Origin of the sequence: Mesorhizobium humile, assembly GCF_033977215.1 — a bacterium.
Taxonomy (GTDB): domain Bacteria; phylum Pseudomonadota; class Alphaproteobacteria; order Rhizobiales; family Rhizobiaceae; genus Mesorhizobium; species Mesorhizobium humile.
In genome coordinates this window covers 1-23,938 of the sequence record NZ_JAVIIV010000013.1, presented here as the reverse complement: position 1 = coordinate 23,938, position 23,938 = coordinate 1, and the positions used below count along the sequence as shown (strand labels likewise).

The following is a 23,938-nucleotide window of genomic DNA, read 5'->3' as shown; positions in this document are numbered from 1 at the left end:
TCTATCTTGTCTCAGTTTGAAAGGATCTTTCTAGCCCGCTCCAGGTCGTCGGGGGTGTCGACGCCAAGCGGCAGCGATTTGACGATCTCGGCGTCGATGCGCATGCCGGCTTCCAGCGCGCGCAGCTGCTCCAGCCGCTCGCGACGTTCCAGCGGCGACGGCTTCAGCGCCACAAAGCGTTCGAGCGCGGCGCGGCGATAGGCGTAGAGGCCGATATGGTGATAAAGCGGCCCCTCGCCCCAAGGCGCGGTGGCGCGGGTGAAATAGAGCGCTTTCAGCCGTGTCGCGGAAAGCGGCGAGCCGACGATCTTGACCACATTCTGGTTGGTCTTCTCCTCGTCGCGCACGATCTCGACGCCGAGCGTGGCGATATCGACCGATCTGTCCTCAAACGGCCGCAGCGACGCGCCGATGATCTCGGGATCGATGGTCGGCAGGTCGCCCTGGACGTTGACGATCGTTTCCACCTGCTTTTCGGGGTCGAGGGCCGTCAGCGCCTCGAAGATGCGGTCGGAACCCGATTCATGATCCGCGCGGGTCATGACCGCCTCGAAACCGTGCGCCCGCACGGTTTGCGCGACCGCTTCGGTGTCGGTTGCCACCACGACACGGCCAAGCCTGGCCTCGGCGGCACGGCGGGCGACATGGACGATCATCGGCGCGCCCGCAATATCGGCCAGCGGCTTGCCCGGCAGGCGCGTCGAGGCCATGCGGGCGGGGATCAGGATCAAGGTTGACATCGGATTTCTGGGCGGTCGAAAAACGCGGATGGAAAAGTGGCAAAAGGTCTCACTGGAAGCGCCCTTATAGGTGTTGCAACGCCAGAGCAAAAGACCTAGTTTCCGCCCGATTTGACTGGCCTTTCGAGGCAGTTCGCGATACCGACGGACGGAGTGGACGGGACGGTCCGCCGGAAAAGGGAGCAAGGGGCGTATGGATTCCAACGAAGTCAACAAGCTGCTCGGCGGATTTCTGGGAACCTGCTTCATCGTCTTTTCGATAGGTCTCGTCTCGGACGCGTTGTTCGCCTCGCCGGCGCCGGAAAAGCCCGGCTTCGCCATCGAGGCCCAGGAGCCGACCGAAGGCGGCGCCGCCGCGCCTGCGGCGGAAGCCAAGCCGATCGCCGACCTGCTCGCCGGCGCCAGCGCCGATGCCGGTGCCGCCATCTTCAAGAAGTGCCAGGCCTGCCATTCCGGCGAGAAGGGCGGACCGAACAAGGTCGGCCCGGATTTGTGGGACATCGTCGACCGTCCGGTTGCCGAGCATGAGGGCTTCGCCTATTCGGCCGGCATGAAGGACTTCTCCAAGGGCGGCCAGGAGCACTGGACCTACGAAAACCTCAACCACTTCATCACCTCGCCGAAGAAGTTCGTGAAAGGCACAGCGATGGGCTTCGCCGGCCTGCCGAAGGATGAAGACCGCGCCAACGTGATCGCCTATCTGCGCACGCTGTCGGACAATCCGAAGCCGCTGCCGCAGCCGGGCGCTGCCGCCGACGCTTCCAAGCCCGCCGATGCGGCGAAGCCGGCGGACGGCGCCGCCAAGCCGGCCGAGGCCAAGCCTGCGGCCCCCGCTCAATAAACAATTTGTCATAGAGACTTCCTTGGAAAAGCCGGGTTCGTCCCGGCTTTTCTGTTAGGAAATATGCATGGACGGCGACAAAGGCCGTGCTTGCGGTTCCCACCGGCGTCAAATGATCTAGATTGCGGGTGGGCAGAGCAATTCCAGGAAAAGTGGGAACCGGTTTTCCGTCCGGAATTGCGCCGAGACAAGGCAATAGAGCGGCCGTCGTTTCCGTGAAACGATGAGCGCTCTGGGGCTCACGACGAGGAGAACGCATGAAGGTTGGCCGCTCCCGCACGCTTTTCGCATCGGCGCTGGCGCTCGCCTTCGCCGCCAGCCTGCAGGCCGGCTTAGCCGATGAGTGGCGCACGACGTCGTCGCTGATCGGGCCTTCAAAATACGGCGAGAATTTCCAGCATTACGACTACGTCAACCCGGATGCGCCAAAGGGCGGCGCCTACAACTCCGTCGTTGTCGGCACATTCGACAGCTTCAACCCCTATATCGTGCAGGGGTCGCCGGCCGCGGGAATGGTCGGGTTCGGCGGCGGGCTGCTCTACGACACGCTGATGGATCAGGCGACCGATGAGGGCAGTGTCAGCCACCCGCTGGTTGCCGATGCCTACAAATACCCTTCCGACTACTCGTCCGCCACCTACCGGCTCGATCCGCGGGCAAAATGGCATGACGGCCAGCCGATCACCGTCGACGACGTGATCTGGTCCTTCCAGGTGCTCAAGGCCAACAGCCCGCAATACAGCCGCTATTTCGAGAACGTCACCGACGCTGCGGCGATCTCCGATCGCGAGGTCGAATTCCATTTCAACCAGAAGGGCAACCGCGAGCTGCCCAAGATCCTCGGCGATCTCGTCGTTTTACCGAAGCACTGGTGGGAAGGCACGGACGCCAGCGGCAAGAAGCGCGACATCACCAGGCCGACGCTGGAGCCGCCGCTTGGCTCCGCTGCCTACAAGATCGCCAGCTTCAAGCCGGGCTCGGAGATCGTCTGGCAGCGCGTGCCGGACTATTGGGGCGCCAAGCTGCCGGTGAAGGTCGGCCGCGAGAATTTCGACACCCAGCGCTTCACCTACATCCTCGACGACAACGCCGCTTGGCAGGCCTTCACCAAGGGCGGGCTGGACGACATCAAGCCGGAAAACAGCTCCAGGCGCTGGGCGACGGCCTATAATTTTCCCGCCATCAGCGCCGGCGACGTGATCAAAAAGGAATTCAAGACCACCTCGCCTGAGCCGATGCAGGCTTTCATGCTCAACCAGCGCCGGCCGCTGTTCCAGGATCGCCGGGTGCGCGAGGCGCTGAACTATCCCTACGATTTCGAAACGATGAACCGCACGTTGTTCTTTGGCTTCAACACCCGCACCCAGAGCTATTTCCAGGGCACCGAGCTGGCTTCGAGCGGCTTGCCGCAAGGCAAGGAACTCGAAATCCTGGAGAAATACCGCGACAAGCTGCCGCCTGAACTGTTCACCCAGGAATTCAAGCTGCCGATCTACGACTCGCCGCAGGCGGAACGGAAATACCTGAAGCAGGCGGTGGACCTCTTCGCCCAGGCGGGCTGGGTGATCAAGGGCGGCAAGATGATGAACGCCAAGACCGGCGCGCCGTTCAAATTCGAGATCATCGGCACGTCCGACACGGACCAGATCCTTGCGGGCACCTATATCGCCAACCTGCGCAAGATCGGCGTCGATGCGACGCTGCGCATCATCGATCCCACCCAGTACGTCAACCGGGTCAACAATTTCGACTACGACGTCATCACCAATCTGCTGCAGCAGTCAGAATCGCCAGGCAACGAACAGCGCGATTTCTGGAGCTCGAAGGCCGCCGACGCGCCCGGATCGCGCAACTATGCCGGCATCAAGGACCCGGTTGTCGACGCATTGGTCGACCGCATCATCTTCGCCACCGGTCGCGACGACCTCGTCGCGGCCACCCATGCGCTCGATCGGGTGCTGTTGTGGAACTACTATGTGGTCCCGCAATTCCATCGGGCGGTGGTGTGGCTCGCCTATTGGAACAAATTCGGCATGCCGGAGAAGCAACCCACCTATCGCGGCGCCGATATCGATTCCTGGTGGATCGACCCAGAGAAGGAAAAGGCGTTGGCCGCCAAATACAAGGGCCTCAATTGATGGGGCGGCAGGCTTTGCTTCCCCGTCGCGACTTCCTGGCGCTCGGCGTCGCGGCAACAGCTGCGGCCTTGCTGTCTGGCCGCGCCTTTGCCGAGACACCGACCGGCGTCAAGCTGCATGGCCTGTCGGCCTTCGGCGACCTGAAATACAAGCCCGACTTCACGCATTTCGACTATGTCAATGTCGACGCGCCGCAAGGCGGCACGTTCAATTTCTCGCCGCCGAACTGGGGCGCCAACCAGAGCCCGCAAACCTTCAACACACTGAATTCCTTCGTCCCCAAGGGCGATTCTCCGCAACGCATGGAGATGTGTTTCGATACGCTGATGGCGAGAGCGCTCGACGAGCCTGACGCGGTTTACGGGCTGATCGCCGACAACGTGACGATTTCGGACGACCGCAACAGCTTCACATTCTCGCTGCGCCCGCAGGCACGCTTCCATGACGGCACGCAACTCACCGCCGACGATGTCGCCTTCACCTTCAAGCTGCTGAAAGACAAAGGGCATCCGGACTACGCGCTGTCGCTGACGCATCTGGAAGATGTCGTGGCGAAGGACGCTCACACCGTCGAGCTCAAATTCTCCGGCAAGCAGTCGGCCCGCACCATCCTGAACGTGGTCGGATTCCCTATCCTGTCGAAGGCCTTCTTTACGGCCAATCCGTTCGATTCCTCGCAGCTCAATCCGCCGCTCGGCTGTGGCGCCTACAAGGTCGGACGCTGGTCGGCGGGTGCCTGGATCGAATATGAGCGTGTAACCGACTATTGGGGCAACGACCTGCCGGTCAATCGCGGCCAGAACAATTTCGGGCGCATCCGCGTCGAATTCTACCAGGATCGCACGGCTGGGTTCGAGGCCTTCAAGAAGGGCGAGATCCTCTATCGCGAGGAATTCACCTCGCGTGTCTGGGCGACGGCCTATGACTTTCCAGCCTTCACCGCCGGCAAGGTGATCAAACACGAGTTCCCGGCCGAAACAACGCCTTCCATGCAGGCCACCGCGGTCAACCAGCGGCGTGAGCAATTCAAGGACTCGCGCGTGCGGCAGGCGATCGCGCTCTGCTTCGATTTCGAATGGACGCGGCGCAACTTCTTCTATGGTTCCTATGAGCGCTCGCAATCCTGCTTCGAAAAGTCCGACTTCCGGGCCGCCGGCGCGCCAACGCCGCAGGAGCTGGCGCTGCTGGAACCGCTGCGCGCCCAGCTGCCGCCTGAGACCTTCGGCGAAGCGGTGACGCAACCGCCATCGGACGCGTCCGGGCGAGACCGCAAGCAACTGAGCGCGGCGCTGAAGCTGCTCGCCGAGGCCGGCTGGAAACGCTCCGGCGATTTCGTGGTCAATGACAAGGGCGGGCGGCTGTCCGCCGAATTCCTGGTCGACGACGAGACCTTCGTGCAGGTCTATTCGCCCTGGGTCGCCAATATGAAGGCAATCGGCATCGATGCTTCGATCCGGCTGGTCGATTCAGCTCAGTACCAGCTCAGGCAATCGACGTTCGATTTCGACCTGCTCTCGGCCGCCTTCAATTTCAGCGCCACGCCGACCCGCGACGATCTGGAAATTTTCTTCCACTCGCGCAGCGCCACCGTATCGGGCTCGCGCAACCTGTCGGGCGTTGCAAGTCCGGCGGTCGATGCGCTGATCGATGCCGTCGGCGCCGCCAAGGACCGTGAAAGCCTGACCACCGCCATGCGCGCGTTGGACCGGGCCTTGCGCGCGCGGCGCGATTGGATTCCAAGTTGGTATCTGGCGAATCACCGAAGCGCCTATTGGGATATGTTCGGCTTCCCCGAGCAGAAACCCGAGTTCGGCTTTCCGGTCGAAGCGCTGTGGTGGGTCGACAAGGGTAAGGCGGCAAAGATTGGCAAAGCCTGACATGAACGTTTGCGCGGGGTCGGACGCCTGATGGGCGCCTATATCCTGCGCCGCATTCTTCTCATGATCCCGACGCTGTTCGGCATCATGGCGATCTCCTTCGCGGTCATTCAGTTCGCGCCGGGCGGTCCGGTCGAGCAGGTGATCGCCCGGCTGACCAACCAGGGCGGCAACGATCGCCTGGGCAGCGGTGGCGGCGACGCCGGCGGTAGCGGCAATTTCGACGTTGCCGGCGACGTTAGCTCGAAATATCGCGGCGCGCAGGGACTCGATCCCGAATTCATCAAGAAGCTGGAAAAGCAGTTCGGCTTCGACAAGCCGCCGCTCGAACGCTTCGGCATGATGCTGTGGAACTATAGCCGCTTCGATTTCGGCGACAGCTATTTCCGCGACATCTCGGTGCTGAATCTGATCCTGGAGAAGATGCCCGTCTCGATCTCGATCGGGCTGTGGATCACGCTTCTGTCCTACCTGATCTCGATCCCGCTCGGTATCCGCAAGGCGGTGAAGGACGGCTCGACCTTCGACGTGTGGACCAGTGGCGTCGTCATCGTCGGCTATGCCATTCCCGGCTTCCTGTTCGGCATCATGCTCATGGTGCTGTTTGCCGGCGGTTCGTTCTGGGACTGGTTTCCGCTGCGCGGCATCGTTTCGGACAATTGGGACCAGCTCTCGTGGCCGGGCAAGATCGCCGACTATTTTTGGCACATGACGCTGCCATTGACGGCGCTCGTGCTGTCGGCTTTCGCGACGACCACCCTGCTCACCAAGAACTCCTTCCTTGAAGAAATCCGCAAGCAATATGTGGTCACGGCGCGCGCCAAGGGCCTGTCGGAGCACAAGGTGCTCTACGGCCACGTCTTCCGAAACGCCATGCTGATTGTCATCGCCGGCTTTCCCGGCGCCTTCATCTCGGCCTTCTTCACCGGCTCGCTGCTGATCGAGAACATCTTCTCGCTCGACGGCCTCGGCCTGCTCGGCTTCAAGTCGGTGATCGACCGCGACTATCCGGTGGTGTTCGCCACCCTCTACATCTTCTCGCTGCTCGGCCTGTTCGTCGGCCTTTTGTCCGACCTGATCTACACCTGGGTCGATCCGCGTATCGACTTCGAGCGGAGAGACATCTGATGGCCGAGGCCGCGATCGAAAGCGCGTCGGCGCCGCCCCGCAGGCCATGGCTGTCGCCGCTCAACCAGAGGCGATTGCAGAATTTCAAAGCCAACCGTCGCGGCTACTGGTCGCTCTGGATTTTCCTGCTGCTGTTCGTGCTGTCGCTGTTTTCCGAACTGATCGCCAACGACAAGCCGATCATCGCCTCCTACAAGGGCGAGATCCTGTTTCCGGTCCTGGTCGCCTATCCGGAGGAGAAGTTCGGCGGTTTCTATGCGGTCACCGACTATCGCGATCCGGTGATCCAGGACGAGATCAATGCCAATGGCTGGATGATCTGGCCACCGGTCCGCTACTCCTACCAGACGGTCAACAACGCCATTCCGGAACCGGCGCCGGCAAAACCGTCCTGGCTTTACGACAAGAACAAGCGTTGCGGCCAATACCCAAAGGGAGAGGCCGACGAGAACTGCGTCGTCGGCAACTGGAACTGGCTGGGCACGGACGACCAAGCCCGCGACGTGCTGGCGCGCGTGATTTACGGCTTCCGCATCTCGGTGCTGTTCGGCCTGATCCTGACGCTCGGCTCGTCGCTGATCGGCGTCGCGGCCGGCGCGGTGCAGGGCTATTTCGGCGGTTGGACCGACCTTCTCTTCCAGCGCTTCATCGAGATCTGGTCGGCGATCCCGGTGCTCTACCTTTTGCTGATCGTCTCGGCCATCCTGCCGCCGGGCTTCTTCATCCTGCTCGGCTTGATGCTGCTGTTCTCGTGGGTGGCGCTGGTCGGCGTGGTGCGGGCCGAATTCCTGCGCGCGCGCAACTTCGAATATGTCAACGCGGCGCGCGCGCTGGGCGTGCCGAACCTGACCATCATGTTCCGGCACCTGTTGCCCAACGCCATGGTGGCGACGCTGACCTTCCTGCCCTTCCTGCTCAGTGGCTCGATCTCGACGCTGACCTCGCTCGACTATCTCGGCTTCGGCCTGCCGCCAGGCTCGGCCTCGCTCGGCGAATTGCTGAAACAGGCGCAGCGCAACCTCAACGCCCCCTGGCTCGGCATTTCAGGCTTCATCGTCATCTCGGTGATGCTGTCCCTGCTGGTCTTCATCGGCGAGGCGACACGCGACGCCTTCGATCCGCGCAAGACGTTCAAATGAGCCAAGCCCTGCTGTCCGTCCAAGATCTGAGCGTCGCCTTCGCGCAGGGCGGCAAGCAATCGATCGCCGTCGACCATATCTCCTTCGACATCGCCAAGGGCGAGACGGTGGCCCTGGTCGGCGAATCGGGTTCGGGCAAATCGGTATCGGCGCTGTCGGTGCTGAAGCTTCTGCCCTATCCCGCCGCCAGCCACCCGTCGGGCAGGATCCTGTTCAGCGGCGCCGACCTGCTCGCCATGAACGAGAAGGCCCTGCGCGGCGTGCGCGGCAACAAGATCACCATGATCTTCCAGGAGCCGATGACCTCGCTCAACCCGCTGCACACGATCGAGCAGCAGATCGTCGAGGTGCTGCAGCTGCATCAAGGCATGCGCGATGCTCCGGCCCGCGCGCGCACGCTGGAGCTGCTCAACGAGGTCGGCATCCGCGATCCGCAAAAACGCCTCGACGCCTATCCGCACCAGCTCTCCGGCGGCCAGCGCCAGCGTGTCATGATCGCCATGGCACTGGCCAACGAGCCGGAACTGCTGATCGCCGACGAGCCGACGACGGCGCTCGACGTCACCGTGCAGGCGCAGATCCTGGAACTGCTGGCGAAGCTCAAAACCCGCAAGGGCATGTCGCTCTTGTTCATCACGCATGATCTCGGCATCGTGCGCCGGATCGCCGACCGCGTCTGCGTCATGACCAAGGGCAAGATCGTCGAGAGCGGTCCGACCAGGGAAATCTTCGCCAATCCGCAGCATGACTATACAAAGCATCTGCTGGCGGCCGAGCCGAAGGGCAAGCCGCCCACAGCCGACCCGGGCGCCAAATCCGTCATGACGGGCAAGGACATCAAGGTCTGGTTCCCGATCAAGAAGGGTTTCTTCCGCAAGACTGTCGACCATGTGAAGGCGGTCGACGGCATCGACGTCACCGTGCGCGCCGGCCAGACGCTCGGCGTCGTCGGCGAATCCGGCTCGGGCAAGACGACGCTCGGGCTGGCGCTCGCCCGGATGATCTCCTCGACCGGCACGATCAATTTCAACGGACGCGACATCAACCAGCTGTCCTTCAGCGCCATGCGGCCGCTGAGAAGCGAATTGCAGATCGTCTTCCAGGATCCGTTCGGATCGCTCAGCCCACGCCTGTCGGTCTCGGAGATCATCGAGGAAGGGCTGAAGATCCACGCGCCGAAACTCTCCGCCGACCAGCGCGACGACAAGGTCGTGGAGGTGCTGAAGGAGGTCGGCCTCGATCCGGAAACCCGTCACCGCTACCCGCATGAGTTTTCCGGGGGCCAGCGCCAGCGTGTCGCCATCGCCCGCGCCATGGTGCTCAACCCGCGCTTCGTCATGCTCGACGAGCCGACCTCGGCGCTCGACATGAGCGTGCAGGCGCAGGTGGTCGACCTCTTGCGCGGCCTTCAGGCCAAGCACAATCTCGCTTATCTCTTCATCAGCCACGACCTCAAGGTCGTCCGTGCCCTTGCAAACGACGTCATCGTCATGCGCAATGGCCAGATCGTCGAGGCGGGACCTTCCGCGCAGATTTTCAGCAGCCCGCAAACCGACTATACGCGGGCGCTGATGGCGGCGGCTTTCAAGATCGAGACGGCGCCGACCGGCGTGGTCAGCGAGTAGGCTTGGCTGGAGATACAGGGAAGAAAAATCCGAAAATGGAAAAAGGCAAAATCCTGCTTGCCGTCACGGCGTTTCATCCGCAGCGCTGGCACCAGCTGCTGGCGGCCGAACGTGAGGTGGTGCTGGAGCCGGCCGGCGCCAGCGACCCCTCGATCGCCTACGCGGTGGTGTGGAAGCACAAGCCGAACCTGCTCTCCGGATTGCCCAACCTGCGCGCCATCTTCTCGGTCGGCGCAGGTGTCGATCACATCTTTGCCGACCCCGGCCTGCCCGATGTGCCGATCGTCAGGGTCGTCGCCGACAATCTCACCCAGTACATGACCGAATATGTCGTCTGGCGGGTGCTCGATCACCATCGGCACGGCATGCTCTATCGGGCACAGCAGCCGAAGAAGACCTGGCATGAGCCGCTGCAGCGGCCGGCCGGCGACATCTCCGTCGGTATCATGGGCCTCGGTCACCTCGGCCGCGCCGCGGCGTCGGCGCTGCTTTCGCTCGGCTTCGCCGTCAATGGCTGGTCGCGCAGCGACAAGGCCATGAAGGGTGTTTCGACCTATGCCGGCGAGGCGGGGCTGATCCCGTTCCTCAACGCCACCGATATACTGGTGGTGCTGTTGCCGCTCACGCCGCAAACCCAAGGCATTGTCAATTACGGGCTGCTCAAGGAACTGCGCCGGCGCAACGGCCTTGGCGGCGCGGTGTTGATCAATGCCGGGCGTGGCCGCCTGCAGAAGGACGCCGACATCGTGCGCGCGCTGGACGACGGCACGCTGAAGGAAGCGAGCCTCGACGTGTTCGAAGTCGAGCCGCTGCCGAAGACCAGCCCGTTATGGAGCCATCCGAAAGTGTTCGTCACGCCGCACGCGGCGGCGACCTCGGACCCGGCCCATCTGGTGCCGATCATGCTTCGGCAGATGGACGCATTCGAGCGCGGCGATAAGCTCGAGAACCTGGTCGACCGCGAAGCGGGATATTAGCCGGGAGTCAAACCCCAGTCGCGAAAACACTGCTTGATCGCCCGCAGCGAAGACAGCCGCAGCTTCGGCAGCGCAAGCTCTTCGAACATCGCCTGGTATTTCTTGCGGTTTTTCGGCGTGGTGACGGCGATGTGGTGGATCATGTCCCATTTGACGCTGTCGCGCCCGCCTTCCAGGGCGCCTAGCCTGTCTTTCTCGAACAGCGTTCGCCTAAAATAGCGCAGAAGGCTCGACGCCGTGGAGATATCCAGCAGGATCAAGCCTGTTGCCCGCCGAAGGCGCTGCGGCATGCACACCGAGTAGTTGCCGTCCATCACCCAGCGCTCGCCAGCTATCGCGGAATCGTGCAGGGCGATGAATTCGTCCCTCGGGCGCTGCTCCCAATCCGTGTTGGGCAGATGGAAGAGCAGATCGAGGTGAACGGCTTGCAAGCCGCGCTTGCGCGCGATCGCGTCGGCAAGGGTAGACTTGCCGCTGTTGGACGGTCCCAGGATAACGATGCGGTCGCCGAGGTCCGAGAGGTTCATCGGTTGGACTTTCAAGCGCAGTCAAACGCTCGGCGATCCGGCCGAGCGTTAAAATATCGAATGTAGGCTTCTCAGGAAGGCTTCGAGCCGGGCAGCCCGAACGTCTCCTTCTTCTTCGGCTTGCCGCAGTCGCGGCGGTCGATCGAGCGGCTCATGGCGTCGATCTCGCCGCTCGCCTTGTTGCTGGCGCGCTGCGCCTTGGAGCGCGTGTCCGGCATAAAAGGACCGAAGCCCATCGCCGGGTTGGAGAAACCCGGCTTGGCGGTGACAGGCAGATTGTTCTGCTGCGCCAACTGATTGCGCTGCGCCAGCAATTGGTCGCAAGGCACATCGTCATACTGCAACGAGGACTGGACATCCTCGTCCTGACGCTCGGCCATCGACGTGCCGCCGACGCAGCCGGCAACCGTCAGGCAGGATGCCAACGCAACCATGGTCCAGCGCATGGATATCTCCTTGCGACGTTCGCCCCCCTGTAACCCGACATGCGATTCGGGCTTTTTGGGGGGCAGAGAATTAATACAACGTCGGCGGGACAGCACCCCCCTCTGTCCTGCCGGACATCTCCCCCTAAAGGGGGGAGATTGGCAGTTTCGGCCTGCCGCTCTTCCTGCAGCGTTGGCGATTGGCGAAAGCCGCCGCGACATCCGATCTCCCCCCTAGCGGGGAGATGGCCGGCAGGCCAGAGGGGGTGGGACGGATCGCGGCGTTGGCGATCCTTTACACCGGATGTCCTTTCCCGGCCACGATGACAAGACCCTCGACCGGATCGCGCCGGTCGTGCCGGATGACCATGCTTTCCAGCGACAGGACCGCAAGCCCGTTGGCGCAAAGCACGCGCCGCGCATAGGCCTCGGAATGGGCATAACGCCGTGATGGCAAAAGGGCGAAATCACCGCCGCCGGCAAGCGTCTCGAGCGAAAAGGCGAATATGCCATCCTCGGCAAGCACGGTCGCAACCGCGCCGACGATGCGTTCGAGGGCGCCCAGATAGATGAATACGTCGGCAGCGACCACGAGGTCGGCTCTGTCGCCGGTGTGGGAGAAATGCTGAAGGTCGGCCTTGGCCAGCAGGTCGTAGATGCCCTTGGCTTTCGCCTTCCTCAGCATGCCGGCCGAGATGTCGTAGCCTTCCAGCCGGTCGACGAAAGGGCGCAGCCTTTCGCCCATCAGGCCGGTGCCGCAGCCGAGATCAAGCGCCAGCCGGAACCGGCCGGGCCTTGCCGTGCCGATGGAGCGACCGAGAAAGTCCGGCAGCCCGTATCCGAGCTTCTTGACGAGCGAGTCCTCGAAGCCGTCGGCATAGTGATCGAACAAGGTCTCGACAAAGGCGCTTGGCGGCGCCGCCGCGGCTGGCGCCTTGCCGATCAGTTGAAGCTTGAGCGCGGCGCCCAGGCGATCCGCGGGCTCGAGCTTCAGGGCCATGGCCCAGGCTTGCGCGGCCTGGTCGAGCAGGCCAGCCACTTCCTGCATCTCGCCGAGGCGAAACCAGCCCGCGGCCCAGCGCGGCGCCAGTTCCAGCGCGCCGAGCAGAAGCTCCGCCGCCTGCGCGGGCTCGCCCGAGGCGAGCAGCGTCTCGGCGAAATCGGCGCGACGGTCGGCATTCAGATCGCCCGACGAGGCCTGGAGCGGTTTCATCTCTTGAAGGATCCCACCGGCAAGGCGGGCCGGCGAAGGGTTCCATAGCATGATCCCGAAAAGTGGGAACGGTTTTCGGAGAGAGATCATGCTCCAACAAAGAGTTGGATCGTGATGGCGTTTCAACGAAACGCCATCGCGATCCAAGATGAGTCAGCAGTCTCTTGCAACAGGCTTCCCGCGCGGAATTTAGCCACTATCTTGGAGCGATGCGCGCCAGCGAACTGCTCAAATCCCGACCGGAAGGCCTCTATTGCCCGCCCGGCGATTTCTTCGTCGACCCGGTGCGGCCCGTCGAGCGAGCGCTGATCACGCACGGCCATTCCGACCATGCGCGATCCGGCCACCAGTCGGTGCTGGCCACGCAAGAGACGCTCGACATCATGGGGCTGCGCTATGGCGAGGATTTCGCCGGAACGACGCAGGCAGCAGTGTTTGGCAAAACACTCGACATCAATGGCGTCGCCGTCACCTTCCATCCGGCCGGGCACGTGCTGGGCTCGGCGCAGATCTGCGTCGAGCACCGGGGCATGCGTATCGTCGCCTCCGGCGACTACAAGCGGCAAAAGGATGCCACCTGCCTGCCGTTCGAACCTATCCGGTGCGATGTCTTCATCACCGAGGCGACTTTCGGCCTGCCTGTGTTCCGTCATCCGCCGGACCATGAGGAGATCGCCCGCGTGCTCAAATCGGCGGCGCAATTTCCCGAGCGCTCGCATCTGATCGGCGCCTATGCGCTCGGCAAGGCGCAGCGCGTGATGCGGCTGTTGCGCGACGCCGGCTACGACAGGCCGATCTATATCCATGGCGCGCTGGCCAAGCTCAGCGAATATTATCAGGGCCAGGGCATCGATCTCGGCAAGCTCGAGCCGGCGACGGTCGAGAGCGGCAGCAAGGCCGATTTCGCCGGTGCCATCGTCGTCGGCCCGCCGTCGGCCTTCGCCGACCGCTGGGCGCGGCGTTTTCCGGACCCGATCTCGTGCTTCGCCTCGGGCTGGATGCGCATCCGCCAGCGCGCCAAGCAAGGCGGCGTCGAGCTGCCGCTGATCATTTCCGACCATGCCGATTGGGACGAGCTGATCATCACGATCAAGGAGACGGGCGCACAGGAAATCTGGGTGACGCATGGCCGGGAGGAAGCGCTGGTGCGCTGGTGCGAGCTGGAGGGCATCGCCGCGCGGCCGCTGCATCTCGTGGGGTATGAGGACGAGGGCGACTGATGGAACGGTGTTCGCCAATCGTCGCCGCTGAGTTCTACGGCGCCCGCCTCTGTCCTGCCGGACATCTCCCCCTCAAGGGGGGAGATTGGCAGCTTCAGCGCCGGCGCATCTCCCGCGGCGCCGGAGATTGGCGAAAGCCGGCGCGACATCCGATCTCCCCCCTTGAGGGGGAGATGGCCGGCAGGCCAGAGAGGGGGGCCTCGCGCCGGCTTTCGCTATCGATCAGGCCTACCCAGCCATGAACCGCTTCGCCGAGCTCCTCGACCGCCTGGTGCTGACGCCGTCGCGCAACGGCAAGCTGACGCTGCTGACTGACTACTTCCGCAGCGTCGAGGACCCCGATCGCGGGCTGGCGCTGGCGGCCATCACCGGCGATCTCAACATAGCGGCGGTCAAGCCCGCGATGCTGCGCGCGCTGGTGGTCGAGCGCATGGACCCGGTGCTGTTCGGCTATTCCTATGACTATGTCGGCGACCTCGCCGAGACGGTGTCGCTGGTCTGGCCGCAACCGCAAGGACATATCCCCAACCATGCGCCGACGCTGGCCGAGGTGGTCGGCAGGCTGCAGGCAGCAAGCCGCTCCGACGGACCGAAAGTGCTGGCGCGGCTGCTCGACGACGCCAGCATCTCGGCGCGCTTCGCCATCATCAAGCTGGTGACCGGCGGCTTACGCATCGGCGTGTCGGCCAGGCTCGCCAAGCAGGCGCTGGCCGACCTCGGCCAGGTCGACGTCGCCGAGATCGAGGAACTCTGGCACGGGCTGGCGCCGCCTTACACCGAGCTGTTCGCCTGGCTGGAAGGCCGGGCGGAAAAGCCGAGGAGTGCCGCGCTTGCGCTGTTCCGGCCGGTGATGCTTTCCAATGCCGTAGACGACGGCGATCTCGCAAAGCTCGACCCGGCAGACTACGCGGCGGAATGGAAGTGGGACGGTATCCGCGTGCAGGCGGTGTGCGAAGGCGGCGTCCGCCGGCTCTATTCGCGCACTGGCGACGACGTGTCCGGCGCCTTCCCGGACGTTGCCGCGGCGATGAATTTCGAAGCGGCGCTGGACGGTGAGCTGCTGGTCGGCGACCCGCGCGAGGCGACGGGTACGTTTTCGGACCTGCAGCAGCGGCTGAACCGCAAGAGCGTCTCGCCGAAGATCCAGCAGCAATATCCGGCCTTCATGCGCTGCTACGACGCGCTGCAGATCGACGGCGAGGATTTGCGCGCGCTGCCCTTCGCCGAGCGCCGCAAGCGCCTCGAGGCCTTCGTCGGGACGCTCGATCCCCGCCGCTTCGACCTGTCGCCCCTTGTCGCGTTTCCCGATTGGGAAACGCTTGAGAAGCTTCGCCAGGCGCCGCCGCACCCGATCATCGAGGGGGTGATGCTGAAGCGCTGGGATTCACCCTATCTCGCCGGCCGGCCTAAAGGGCCCTGGTTCAAATGGAAGCGCGATCCGCACACCATCGACGCGGTGCTGATGTATGCGCAGCGCGGCCACGGCAAGCGCTCCAGCTTCTATTCCGACTACACGTTCGGCGTCTGGTCCGGCCCCGAGGGCTCGGAAGAGCTGGTGCCGGTCGGCAAGGCCTATTTCGGCTTCACCGACGAGGAGCTGAGAGAGATCGACAAATATGTGCGCGACAACACGATCGAGCGTTTCGGGCCGGTACGCTCGGTGCGCGCCGACCGCCGGAACGGCCTGGTGCTGGAGGTGGCATTCGAAGGCCTCAACCGCTCGACCCGGCATAAATCGGGCGTCGCGATGCGCTTTCCCCGCATCTCACGGCTGCGCTGGGACAAGCCGGCGGCGGAAGCCGACCGCATCGAGACGCTGCAGGCGCTGCTGGATGGCTAAGAGCTAAAATCCGATGCGGGCGCGGTTGGGGATTGCTGCGCCCGCATCGATAGGTAAGCGCAGTCACTCCGCGATCGAGACGCGGATGTCGTAGATATCGACGGACTTGCCCTGCTGGTCGAAGTCGGAGTTGACGGCGATGGTGCCGGCGGCGCCCGGATGCTTGTCCGGGAACCGCACATCGAACAGATATTCGTTGCGCTCGTGGCCGACCGCGTAGCGTTTGCGGCCGCAATCGCCAAGATCGCCGAAATTGCAGTCGACCGAGATCTGCGTCTCCTTGCCCTCTTCCGAGCGGGCGATGATGTCGAACATGGCATGCTTGCCGGCAAGCTTCTCCAGCACGCCCTGGCCGACATCGAAGGCAATGGCCGAGCCCGAGGCGCCCGAGCGGATGCGCAGGAACTGGCCGGTATCGTCCTTCATCACCTCGGCGGCGGCGTCGGACGGCGCGCTGACATGGGTCGGATCGGCGGGCGAGAAGACGTTGATCCAGTTCTTCGACTGGTCCGCCTCGCCTGGCTTCTGGGGCGAGCCGGGTTCGGCCGGCTGCGAGGAATCCTCGTCGTCCAGCGTCGGCGTCGGTTCCGGCGGACCGGTGTTGAGCTCGGCCGCCGTCTTGAACACACCGGTCTGCTTGGCGAAATAGAGGCCGATTCCGGCGGCCGCGAGCAGCGTCGCGACGACAAAGATGGCGGTGAGCGGCAGGCGCCGGCCCCTAATGCGCCGCTCGTCACGGTCGGGCGCAACCTGGGCGCCGTTGCCGACCGGAGCGCCCGGCGAATCATCTAATGACGGCGCATCGGGAAGCGCCGTCTCGTCCGGCATGATGTCGGGCACGCGCGGCAGCACGCGCGAACGCGGCTGGTCCGAGGCGTCGGGCTGGACCGGGCCGTCGACGGTGATCGAGGGCGAGGGTGCCGATTGCGACGGCGGCAACGGCGCGTCGACCGACGGCGCTGCCGATCCGGCCGGCGCTTCGACACGGGGATCCGGCGCGCCATTGCCGGCCGGCGCGACGTTTTCCGGCGGCAGCGTCACGTCGGGCACTGCCGGCAGGAACTCCGATTCGATCTCGGTGATCTTGGCCTGCACCGCCTTGCGGCGGCTGATGGCGGCCTCGACGGTTATGTTCGGATTGGCCTGCAGGACGCGGTCCAGCGCGGCAAAGGCCGATCGATAGACCTTCTCGCGGAACGCCCGGTCCTCGGCATTGCCCTTCTCGAAGGCATTGCGGATCGCTTTCTCGATGGGGTCCAAGCGAGCTCCCTCTGCGCGTTCGCTCACGGTTCCTGATCGGTAGCGCAGCCGACCAATCAATCAACGGCGAGCGGCTGCCTTGCCGGCCAAAGCCATTTCGGCATTTTTTGTTGAAGAATCAACATTTTTCGTCACCGCCGGCGCGACCGCGCCGGCCAGCCAGGTGCAAAGGACGGCCGGCCCGCACGCCGCCGCGGGCAACGCCTGCGCCCGTCGCGCGGTAACCGTAGATCGGAATTGCCGCCGACGAGGCCGGAATTCACCGCTGCCCATCTTGAATTAGCGAGCGGTTGAGTCTATCACCCAGCCCATTCTGGAAGCCTGACGCTTCCCGGGCCGCTTTAGCTCAGTTGGTAGAGCACATCATTCGTAATGATGGGGTCGCGTGTTCGAGTCACGCAAGCGGCACCAAAACTCCCGACAATTAGGATCGCTTCCGCGGATATTGCGGCACGACCTTATTTGGGCGTGAGTCCCCAATAAGGACATTCGCCCAATCCTTACTGCGCGACGTCAGCAGGACTCCAGAAGCGTGCGGGGGTTCCCTTTTCCTGCGCTGCCATTCGCGCTCTCAATCTTTTTCAGGATCTTCCTTCTCCCCTCTCCCATTGCTGTTTCCGTCCAAACAAGGACGCTCCGGGGGCGGCGTGTCACCTTCCCTTGAGGGCAAGGCTTTCTTTCCCTAACGGAATAAGGGGCTATATCTTTTGTCCCTTCGGACCAATGCGTTTGGCAGGACAGACCTCGGTCGATTGTGGGCTAGCGGGCAAATCAGACAGTCTCGCGATCGCACCGGCTGATAACCCCAAGCCCCCCGCCCATCGGTCGGTGCATGCCCGGCTTGCGGACCTCAAAATCCTAACCACAAAAAGCAAGCCGGGCTTCCATCCCGCGTGCCCGCGCCGAGACGCAAATTGTCGGAAATGCGATGAGGAGTTGGACGGTCTATCACGTCGATTTCGGAGCTGGCGGCAAAAGCCCGCTTCTGACGGAGATCGGAAGCGTTGAAGCAGATAATCTTCTGGCGGCGGTGATGAAGGCACAGGCATTGTGGCCCGATGAAAGGTCCATGACTGTCCGCCCGGCCGGAGAAGACGGCCCGTCGACAAAGCCGCCAGTTCCACAGCGCGACACCGATTGAACCCGAGGAGGGAGCAGGCCGCGAGTTTCGGCTCCAAAGCCTTGGCGGCCATGCATTCAGCGCTATCCGGCGTGTTGCGCGCGGCGCCAGTTTTCCACGCCTTCCCAGCCTGCACCACTTCACATGCGCATCTCGGCCATTGTCGGGAATCGTTGTTGGTGGGAAACTCCTCTTGTCAGCATGGGAGGTCAAAATGCCCAATAGTTTCAAGACCGGAGACGTCGTCAGGCTGAAATCCGGAGGCCCGGAAATGACAATCAGCGACGGTGCGGCTTCCGGCACGTATCTGTGCCACTGGTTCAACCGCGAAGGCGATGTCTGGACCCCGCAGCATGCGGGCTTCAAGCCGGACCAACTTGTGGCGGTCGACCACCCGAGATAGTCGTCGCTTTCCGTCCTTCAGGGATGCTCCGGTCCGGCCGGGCCGGATGCAGTGGACTTTTGTCCGGTCGAAAAAGAACCGACGGATTTTGCTCCGCCTCGCGTTTAACGGCTGAAGCGTGGCCGCCCAATGGCCGCGCCCAACCGGAGACGAGAGCATGATCCGCCAAACGATGTTCGTCGTTGCCTTTGGTTTGCAGACCGCGGCCGCGGTCGCCCAGACGACGACGCCGACCCCTGCCCCCGTGCCGGCCCAGGCGGCCCCGGACAGCTCGGCCGCCGCCACGGACAAGTCCGGCCTGACGCTGGAAAAATTCGAGGCGCGCCGCGAAAAGGCGTTCATGCGGGCCGACACCGACAATGACGGCAAGGTCAGCCTCGCCGAATGGACCGCTTTCCAGACCGGACGCAAGGCCAAGGGCGATCCGGCCAAATCCTTCGCGCGCATGGACGCCAACAAGGACGGCTTCGTCGACAAGGGCGAGCTCGATGCCTTCCTCGCCAAGCGCTTCGCCAGGCTCGACAAGAACGGCGACGGCGTGCTCGGCGCCGACGAGAGGCCGGGCCACAAATCCGCTCCCAATCAGGAGCAATGACCAAGAGGCTATGCCGCATAATGACAGTCGCGAGCGCCCGGGTTGATGGGCGCCGATCCGGACGAGGAACTGGTACGCCGCATCGGCGCCGGCGACCCCGCCGCCGTGCAGGCGATGGTAGCGCGCAAGCTGCCGCGCCTCCTGGCCCTGGCCGCCCGGATGCTCGGCGACGCGGCGGAGGCCGAGGACGTCGCCCAGGAGACCTTCGTGCGCATCTGGCGCCATGCCTCCGGCTGGCGCCACGGGCAGGCGCGCTTCGACACCTGGATCCACCGCGTCGCGCTCAACCTTTGCTACGACCGACTGCGGCGCCGACGCGAATGGACGACGGACGAGCTGCCGGAGGTGGCCGATGAAGCGCCGCTTCCCGATGCGATGCCGGGCGACGAAGAGCGCAGGGTCAACCAGGCGCTGCAGCGCATCGCGCCGCGCCAGCGCGAGGCGATCGTGCTGGTGTATTATCAGGAGCTGTCCAACATCGAGGCCGCCGGCGCCATGCAGGTCAGCGTCGATGCGCTGGAAAGCCTGCTCGCGCGGGGCCGTCGCTCGCTGCAGGCCATGCTCACGGGAGATGGCGATGACTGAGACCTCGAAGGGACTGCGAATTCCAAGGACCGCGGCGTGGGGGGCCACGTCAAAACGGTGGAAGGGGGAAAGAGATGGCTAAGAAACCTATCGCAAGACCGATGGATGCCGGGCGCTTCGCCGCGCTGGCGGATGCCTATGGCGGCGCGTTGCACCGCTGGCCGCCGGCTGACCAGGCCGCGGCGATGCCGTTTGCCGAGACCGACGAGGGTCGCGCCATCCTGGCGCGTGCCGGCAGGCTCGACGCCGTGCTCGACCGGCATCGGGTCGAAGCGCCCAGCCCGGCTCTGCATCGCGCGATTGCCGCCCACGCCGCGACCGAGGTCAGGCAGCAGCGCCGCCACCGGTTCTGGTGGCTGGGCTTCGGGCTTGCCGGTGTCGGCCTGGCCGGCGCCGTGGCAGGGCTGGCGCTGGTGACCGTCGTTGCCCCGGACGCTCCCTCCGACCACTATGTGATGGACGCCAATGCGACGTCGTTCGGCGATGCCGGTCCCGACGCCGACCAGGCCGAGGAGGACCTATGAACCCCCGTCTCGTCGCGGCATCCCTGGTGCTGAATGTTTTTCTGATCGGCGCGGTGGCCGGCGGCGCCGGCTGGTTGATCGGCAAATCCAATCCGGGCTTTTCGCTGGAATCGGCAGGCGGCCGGCTGCCCTCCGCCGACCGCAAGATCTTCCGCCAGGCGCTGCGCGAGGTACGTCGCGAGTCCCGCGACGTGATCCTCGATGGACAGGCCGCGCGGCGCGAGGCTGCGAACCTCCTGCAGCAGCCGACCCTCGACAGCAACGCGCTTGCCGCGGCGCTGGAGCGAGCGCGCAATGCCGATGTCACCGTGCGCACCCGGCTCGAGCAGCGCATCATCGCATTCGCCGCGTCGAGCTCACCGGAGGACCGCCAGTTGCTGGCCGACGCCTTGCTGCGGCGTGCCGGCAGGCAGCCGCCCGCAAAAAAATCGCCATAGGCAGCGACGGAAAGGGCGAGCACGCCCCGTTCAAGGGAAAGAGGGACAGGCCTGCGACCGCCTTCGGCGGCGGCAGGTTCTCTTCAACCTCGAAACTTTCGGGAGTATCCCATGAACCGTCTGACAAAATATTCGATCGCGGCCGCGCTCGCCATCGGCGGAACGGCCGCCGCAAGCGCCGCCTCGGCGATGCCGATCGCTCCGGTCGCGCCGGCGCCGGCAATGATAGAGCACGTCGCCTGGGGCTGCGGTCCGGGCTGGCATCCCAACCACTGGGGCCGCTGCGTCCCCAATCGTCACGTGATCTATCCAGGCTATTATTACTGGGGCGGACCGCGCGTCTATATCGGCCCGGTCTGGCACCCCTATCACCGCTGGCACCACTGGCGCCGCTGGTGATCGCCCGCTCATGACGCCGGTGCTGCGGCCGGCGTCATGAGCGCCCTTCCCGATCCATGCATAATTCGGAACGGAGGCTTCGTTGGCCGCACCGGTTTCAAAGTCCGTGTCGCCGGATCCCGCGCTGCTGACGCTTCACCGCTTCGGCCTCGGCGCAAAAGCCGGCGACGACCTCGGCAAGATCGCCGCCGATCCGCGCGGCTATCTCAAGGCCGAGCTCAAACTGCAGGACATCGCGCTCATTTCCCCCGACGACCCGAAGAATGCCGGGCTGCTGGACAGCACCGCGGCAATCCAGGCCAGCATGACGGCGGCGATGGAGCGCAAGGCGGCGCGGAATGAGAAGGCGGCGGCCGCGATACAGCCGACAGCCATGCAAGACCCGGCCGGCTCGGCCGGGACAAAAGCCAAGCCAATGGTGCCGCGTGTCGAGGCCGATATCTATCGCGACGAAGCGCAGGCCCGTTTCGACAAGGCGCTCGCCGCGACACCCGGTTTCGTGGAACGGCTGGTCGGCTTCTGGACGAACCATTTCTGCGTCTCCGTCGCCAAGGCGCCAGTCGTGCGGGCATGCGCCGGCGCCTTCGAGCGCGAGGCGATCCGGCCCTTCGTGCTCGGCCGCTTCGCCGACATGCTTTTGGCCGTCGAGCATCATCCGGCCATGCTGTTCTATCTCGACAACCAGCAGTCGATCGGGCCGGACTCGCGCGCCGGCAAGCGGCGCGGCCGCGGCCTCAACGAGAATCTCGCCCGCGAGATCCTGGAATTGCACACGCTGGGCGTCGGCAGCGGCTATGCCCAGGCCGACGTGACCAGCTTCGCCGGCATGCTGACCGGCTGGACGATGGCTGGACGCGAGGGGCGGCTTGGAGAGCCGGGCACCTTCGTCTTCAACGCCAATGCCCATCAGCCAGGCAAGGCGGTTCTGCTCGGCAAGACCTATCCCGACGGCGGCATGGGCCAGGCGGAGGCGGCGCTCAACGACATTGCCCGCCATCCAGCGACCGCGCAGCACATCGCCACCAAGCTTGCCCGCCATTTCATCGCGGACGATCCGCCGCCGGCGGCTGTCGCCCGCCTTGCCGCGGTCTTCACCAAGAACGACGGCGACCTGCGCTCGATCGCATTGACGCTGATCGAGATGCCCGAAGCCTGGTCGACGCCGCTCACGAAGCTTCGCTCGCCATTGGACTATGTCGTCGCGCTGCGGCGGGCGGTCGGCGCCACCGCCGGCAACGAACCGCAACGATCGCTTCGCTGGCTGAGCGTGCTCGGCGAACCGCTTTGGCAGCCGCCGGGGCCGAACGGCTTTCCCGACCGGACGGACGCATGGGCTTCCGCCGAGGGCCTTAAGACGCGCCTGGACATCGCCTGGCAGGCCGCGAAGCAAGCGGACGACATCGGCGACCCCGACGAGACGCTGGCGTCGCTGATCGGCCCGTCCGTCTCGGCCGAGACGCGGCAGGCGATTTCGCGCGCGGAGTCCAAGCAGCAGGGCCTGGCGCTGCTGTTGATGGCGCCAGAATTCCAGCGACGGTAATTCCAGCGCCGGTGACCTAGCAATGGAGATGCGGCCATGAGCCTTCTTTGCGAAACTCCCAACCTCTCCCGCCGCGCTATCTTGATGACCGGCGGCGCGCTGTTTGCCTGGGCCTATCTGCCGCGCTTTGCCCGCGCCGCCGACAATCGCGACCCGCGCCTGATCGTCATCGTGCTGCGCGGCGCGCTGGACGGGCTGTCGACAGTCGGGCCGGTCGGCGATCCCGACTATGCCGGCCTGCATGGCGACATCGCGCTTTCGCTCTCAGGCGCCAACGCGGCATTGCCGCTCGACGGTTTCTTCGCCGTCAATCCGGCAATGCCGGTGTTTGCGCGCCTGTTCAAGGCGAGCCAGGCCGCAGTGGTGCATGCGGCCGCGACCGGCTATCGCGACCGCTCGCATTTCGACGGCCAGGACGTGCTGGAAAGCGGCCTGCCCGGCCCCGGCAACGCAACCACCGGCTGGCTCAACCGGGCTTTGGCCAGCCTGCCGGCGGGCGAGCGCGTGGCGAAGCTCGGCGGTCTGGCGGTCGGGCCGTCGACGCCGCTGGTGATCCGCGGCGCCGCCCCCGTGCTCGGCTGGGCGCCACAGGCCCTGCCGACGCCCGGCGACGCGCTCGCCGAACGCGTGCTTGACCTCTACAACCATCGCGACCCGGTACTGGCGGCAGCACTGCAGAAAGGCCTCGACGCCGACCGGATGGCGATGGGCGACCAGCTCAACGGCGAGACCATGAAGCCGAAAGGCGGCCTCGCCAACGCCGCCGGCATGCGGCAGTCGGCACAGGGCGCGGCGAGGCTGATGGCGGCCGATGACGGGCCGCGCATCGCCGCGCTCGCCTTCGACGGCTGGGACACCCATGTCAACGAAGGCGGCGCCACCGGCCGGCTCGCCAATCTGCTCGGCGGCCTCGACGGCGCCTTCGAGGAATTCGAGAAGGGGCTCGGCGAACGCTGGAAGGATACGGCTGTCGTCGCCATCACCGAGTTCGGGCGCACCGCGCGCATCAACGGCACGGTCGGCACCGATCACGGCACCGGCACGGTGGTGCTTTTGGCCGGCGGCGCGATCAAGGGCGGCCGCGTCATCGCCGACTGGCCGGGCCTGAAGCCGGCGCAGCTCTACGAGCAACGCGACCTCGCGCCGACCAGCGATGTGCGCGCGGTGCTGAAGGGCCTGTTGGCCGACCAGTTCGGACTGTCGCCGGCCGTGCTTGGCGACAAGGTGTTTCCGGAGTCGGCGGCGGTGAGGCCGATGCGAGATTTGGTGGTGTGAGCTTCGACTTGGTCCATCGGCGGGAGGCATCCTGTCAATTCGTCATGTATGGACGGCCCCTCTTGGGCAAGAGGCAAAATAGCGGCGACGGCTTAAGTCTGGAGCGGTCA

At 64.7% G+C, this 23,938-nt stretch carries 23 protein-coding genes and 1 tRNA gene; 19 read left to right on the top strand and 5 right to left on the bottom strand.

Annotated elements, in window-relative coordinates; translation table 11 throughout:
* Positions 1-11: 11 nt before the first annotated feature.
* Positions 12-740: a 3-deoxy-manno-octulosonate cytidylyltransferase gene (locus RFM52_RS19580; protein ID WP_320297778.1), complete on the bottom strand. Its 729-nt coding sequence runs from the start codon at positions 738-740 to the stop codon at positions 12-14.
* 193 nt (positions 741-933) lie between these two features.
* Here RFM52_RS19580 and RFM52_RS19575 point away from each other — a divergent pair, with 193 nt between their 5' ends.
* From RFM52_RS19575 to RFM52_RS19545, 7 genes are all read left to right on the top strand, one after another.
* On the top strand, positions 934-1,581 hold the full coding sequence (locus RFM52_RS19575; protein ID WP_320297779.1) for a c-type cytochrome: 648 nt from the start codon (positions 934-936) through the stop codon (positions 1,579-1,581).
* 257 nt (positions 1,582-1,838) lie between these two features.
* Positions 1,839-3,719: an extracellular solute-binding protein gene (locus RFM52_RS19570; protein WP_320297780.1), complete on the top strand. Its 1,881-nt coding sequence runs from the start codon at positions 1,839-1,841 to the stop codon at positions 3,717-3,719.
* Positions 3,719-5,596, top strand: coding sequence for an extracellular solute-binding protein (locus RFM52_RS19565; RefSeq protein ID WP_320297781.1), 1,878 nt, complete (start codon positions 3,719-3,721; stop codon positions 5,594-5,596). Before RFM52_RS19570 ends, RFM52_RS19565 begins: the two co-directional genes overlap by 1 nt.
* Positions 5,597-5,626: 30 nt before the next feature.
* Positions 5,627-6,724, top strand: coding sequence for a microcin C ABC transporter permease YejB (locus tag RFM52_RS19560; RefSeq protein ID WP_320297782.1), 1,098 nt, complete (start codon positions 5,627-5,629; stop codon positions 6,722-6,724).
* A complete protein-coding gene (locus RFM52_RS19555) occupies positions 6,724-7,863 on the top strand; it encodes an ABC transporter permease (protein ID WP_320297783.1) in 1,140 nt (379 codons plus the stop codon). Before RFM52_RS19560 ends, RFM52_RS19555 begins: the two co-directional genes overlap by 1 nt.
* Entirely contained in the window at positions 7,860-9,488 is a 1,629-nt protein-coding gene (locus RFM52_RS19550) for an ABC transporter ATP-binding protein (RefSeq protein ID WP_320297784.1), read from the top strand. Before RFM52_RS19555 ends, RFM52_RS19550 begins: the two co-directional genes overlap by 4 nt.
* Positions 9,489-9,523: 35 nt before the next feature.
* Positions 9,524-10,465 carry a 2-hydroxyacid dehydrogenase gene (locus tag RFM52_RS19545; protein WP_320297785.1) on the top strand — a complete coding sequence of 314 codons (942 nt, stop codon included), beginning with the start codon at positions 9,524-9,526 and terminating at the stop codon, positions 10,463-10,465.
* Here the strand turns inward: RFM52_RS19545 and RFM52_RS19540 are convergent.
* The 3 genes from RFM52_RS19540 to RFM52_RS19530 all read right to left on the bottom strand — a co-directional run bounded on the left by RFM52_RS19540 (position 10,462) and on the right by RFM52_RS19530 (position 12,630).
* The gene (locus tag RFM52_RS19540; protein WP_320297786.1) at positions 10,462-10,992 is read right to left on the bottom strand and encodes a P-loop NTPase family protein; all 531 of its coding nucleotides are present in this window, start codon (positions 10,990-10,992) and stop codon (positions 10,462-10,464) included. The two genes, RFM52_RS19545 and RFM52_RS19540, sit on opposite strands and share 4 nt — an antisense overlap.
* 71 nt (positions 10,993-11,063) lie before the next feature.
* Entirely contained in the window at positions 11,064-11,438 is a 375-nt protein-coding gene (locus RFM52_RS19535) for a hypothetical protein (protein WP_320297787.1), read from the bottom strand.
* A 274-nt stretch (positions 11,439-11,712) separates the two neighbouring features.
* On the bottom strand, positions 11,713-12,630 hold the full coding sequence (locus tag RFM52_RS19530) for a methyltransferase domain-containing protein (protein WP_320297788.1): 918 nt from the start codon (positions 12,628-12,630) through the stop codon (positions 11,713-11,715).
* 209 nt (positions 12,631-12,839) lie between these two features.
* Here RFM52_RS19530 and RFM52_RS19525 point away from each other — a divergent pair, with 209 nt between their 5' ends.
* Together RFM52_RS19525 and RFM52_RS19520 are read left to right on the top strand one after the other, a co-directional pair.
* On the top strand, positions 12,840-13,850 hold the full coding sequence (locus RFM52_RS19525) for a ligase-associated DNA damage response exonuclease (RefSeq protein ID WP_320297789.1): 1,011 nt from the start codon (positions 12,840-12,842) through the stop codon (positions 13,848-13,850).
* Between the two features lie 238 nt (positions 13,851-14,088).
* Positions 14,089-15,690, top strand: a complete 1,602-nt coding sequence (locus tag RFM52_RS19520) for a cisplatin damage response ATP-dependent DNA ligase (protein ID WP_320297790.1) — start codon at positions 14,089-14,091, stop codon at positions 15,688-15,690.
* Between the two features lie 63 nt (positions 15,691-15,753).
* Here the strand turns inward: RFM52_RS19520 and RFM52_RS19515 are convergent, their stop codons facing one another.
* Entirely contained in the window at positions 15,754-16,950 is a 1,197-nt protein-coding gene (locus tag RFM52_RS19515) for a hypothetical protein (protein WP_320297791.1), read from the bottom strand.
* A 335-nt stretch (positions 16,951-17,285) separates the two neighbouring features.
* On the opposite strand from RFM52_RS19515, the gene RFM52_RS19510 reads away from it, so the two are divergent.
* From RFM52_RS19510 to RFM52_RS19465, 10 genes are all read left to right on the top strand, one after another.
* Positions 17,286-17,361, top strand: a tRNA-Thr gene (locus RFM52_RS19510).
* A gap of 517 nt (positions 17,362-17,878) precedes the next feature.
* Complete coding sequence (locus RFM52_RS19505) at positions 17,879-18,091, top strand: hypothetical protein (RefSeq protein WP_320327870.1); 213 nt, start codon at positions 17,879-17,881, stop codon at positions 18,089-18,091.
* Positions 18,092-18,284: 193 nt separating this feature from the next.
* Positions 18,285-18,473, top strand: a complete 189-nt coding sequence (locus RFM52_RS19500) for a YodC family protein (protein ID WP_140648157.1) — start codon at positions 18,285-18,287, stop codon at positions 18,471-18,473.
* Positions 18,474-18,630: 157 nt separating this feature from the next.
* On the top strand, positions 18,631-19,068 hold the full coding sequence (locus RFM52_RS19495; protein ID WP_320297792.1) for an EF-hand domain-containing protein: 438 nt from the start codon (positions 18,631-18,633) through the stop codon (positions 19,066-19,068).
* A gap of 45 nt (positions 19,069-19,113) precedes the next feature.
* Positions 19,114-19,653 carry an RNA polymerase sigma factor gene (locus tag RFM52_RS19490; RefSeq protein ID WP_320297793.1) on the top strand — a complete coding sequence of 180 codons (540 nt, stop codon included), beginning with the start codon at positions 19,114-19,116 and terminating at the stop codon, positions 19,651-19,653.
* Between the two features lie 74 nt (positions 19,654-19,727).
* Positions 19,728-20,177, top strand: coding sequence for a hypothetical protein (locus tag RFM52_RS19485; RefSeq protein WP_320297794.1), 450 nt, complete (start codon positions 19,728-19,730; stop codon positions 20,175-20,177).
* Positions 20,174-20,614: a periplasmic heavy metal sensor gene (locus RFM52_RS19480; RefSeq protein WP_320297795.1), complete on the top strand. Its 441-nt coding sequence runs from the start codon at positions 20,174-20,176 to the stop codon at positions 20,612-20,614. The genes RFM52_RS19485 and RFM52_RS19480 overlap by 4 nt, the downstream gene beginning before the upstream one ends.
* A gap of 111 nt (positions 20,615-20,725) precedes the next feature.
* Positions 20,726-21,013, top strand: coding sequence for a GCG_CRPN prefix-to-repeats domain-containing protein (locus RFM52_RS19475; protein WP_320297796.1), 288 nt, complete (start codon positions 20,726-20,728; stop codon positions 21,011-21,013).
* An 82-nt stretch (positions 21,014-21,095) separates the two neighbouring features.
* Entirely contained in the window at positions 21,096-22,553 is a 1,458-nt protein-coding gene (locus RFM52_RS19470) for a DUF1800 domain-containing protein (protein WP_320297797.1), read from the top strand.
* 36 nt (positions 22,554-22,589) lie between these two features.
* A complete protein-coding gene (locus tag RFM52_RS19465) occupies positions 22,590-23,828 on the top strand; it encodes a DUF1501 domain-containing protein (RefSeq protein ID WP_320297798.1) in 1,239 nt (412 codons plus the stop codon).
* Positions 23,829-23,938 lie beyond the last annotated feature (110 nt).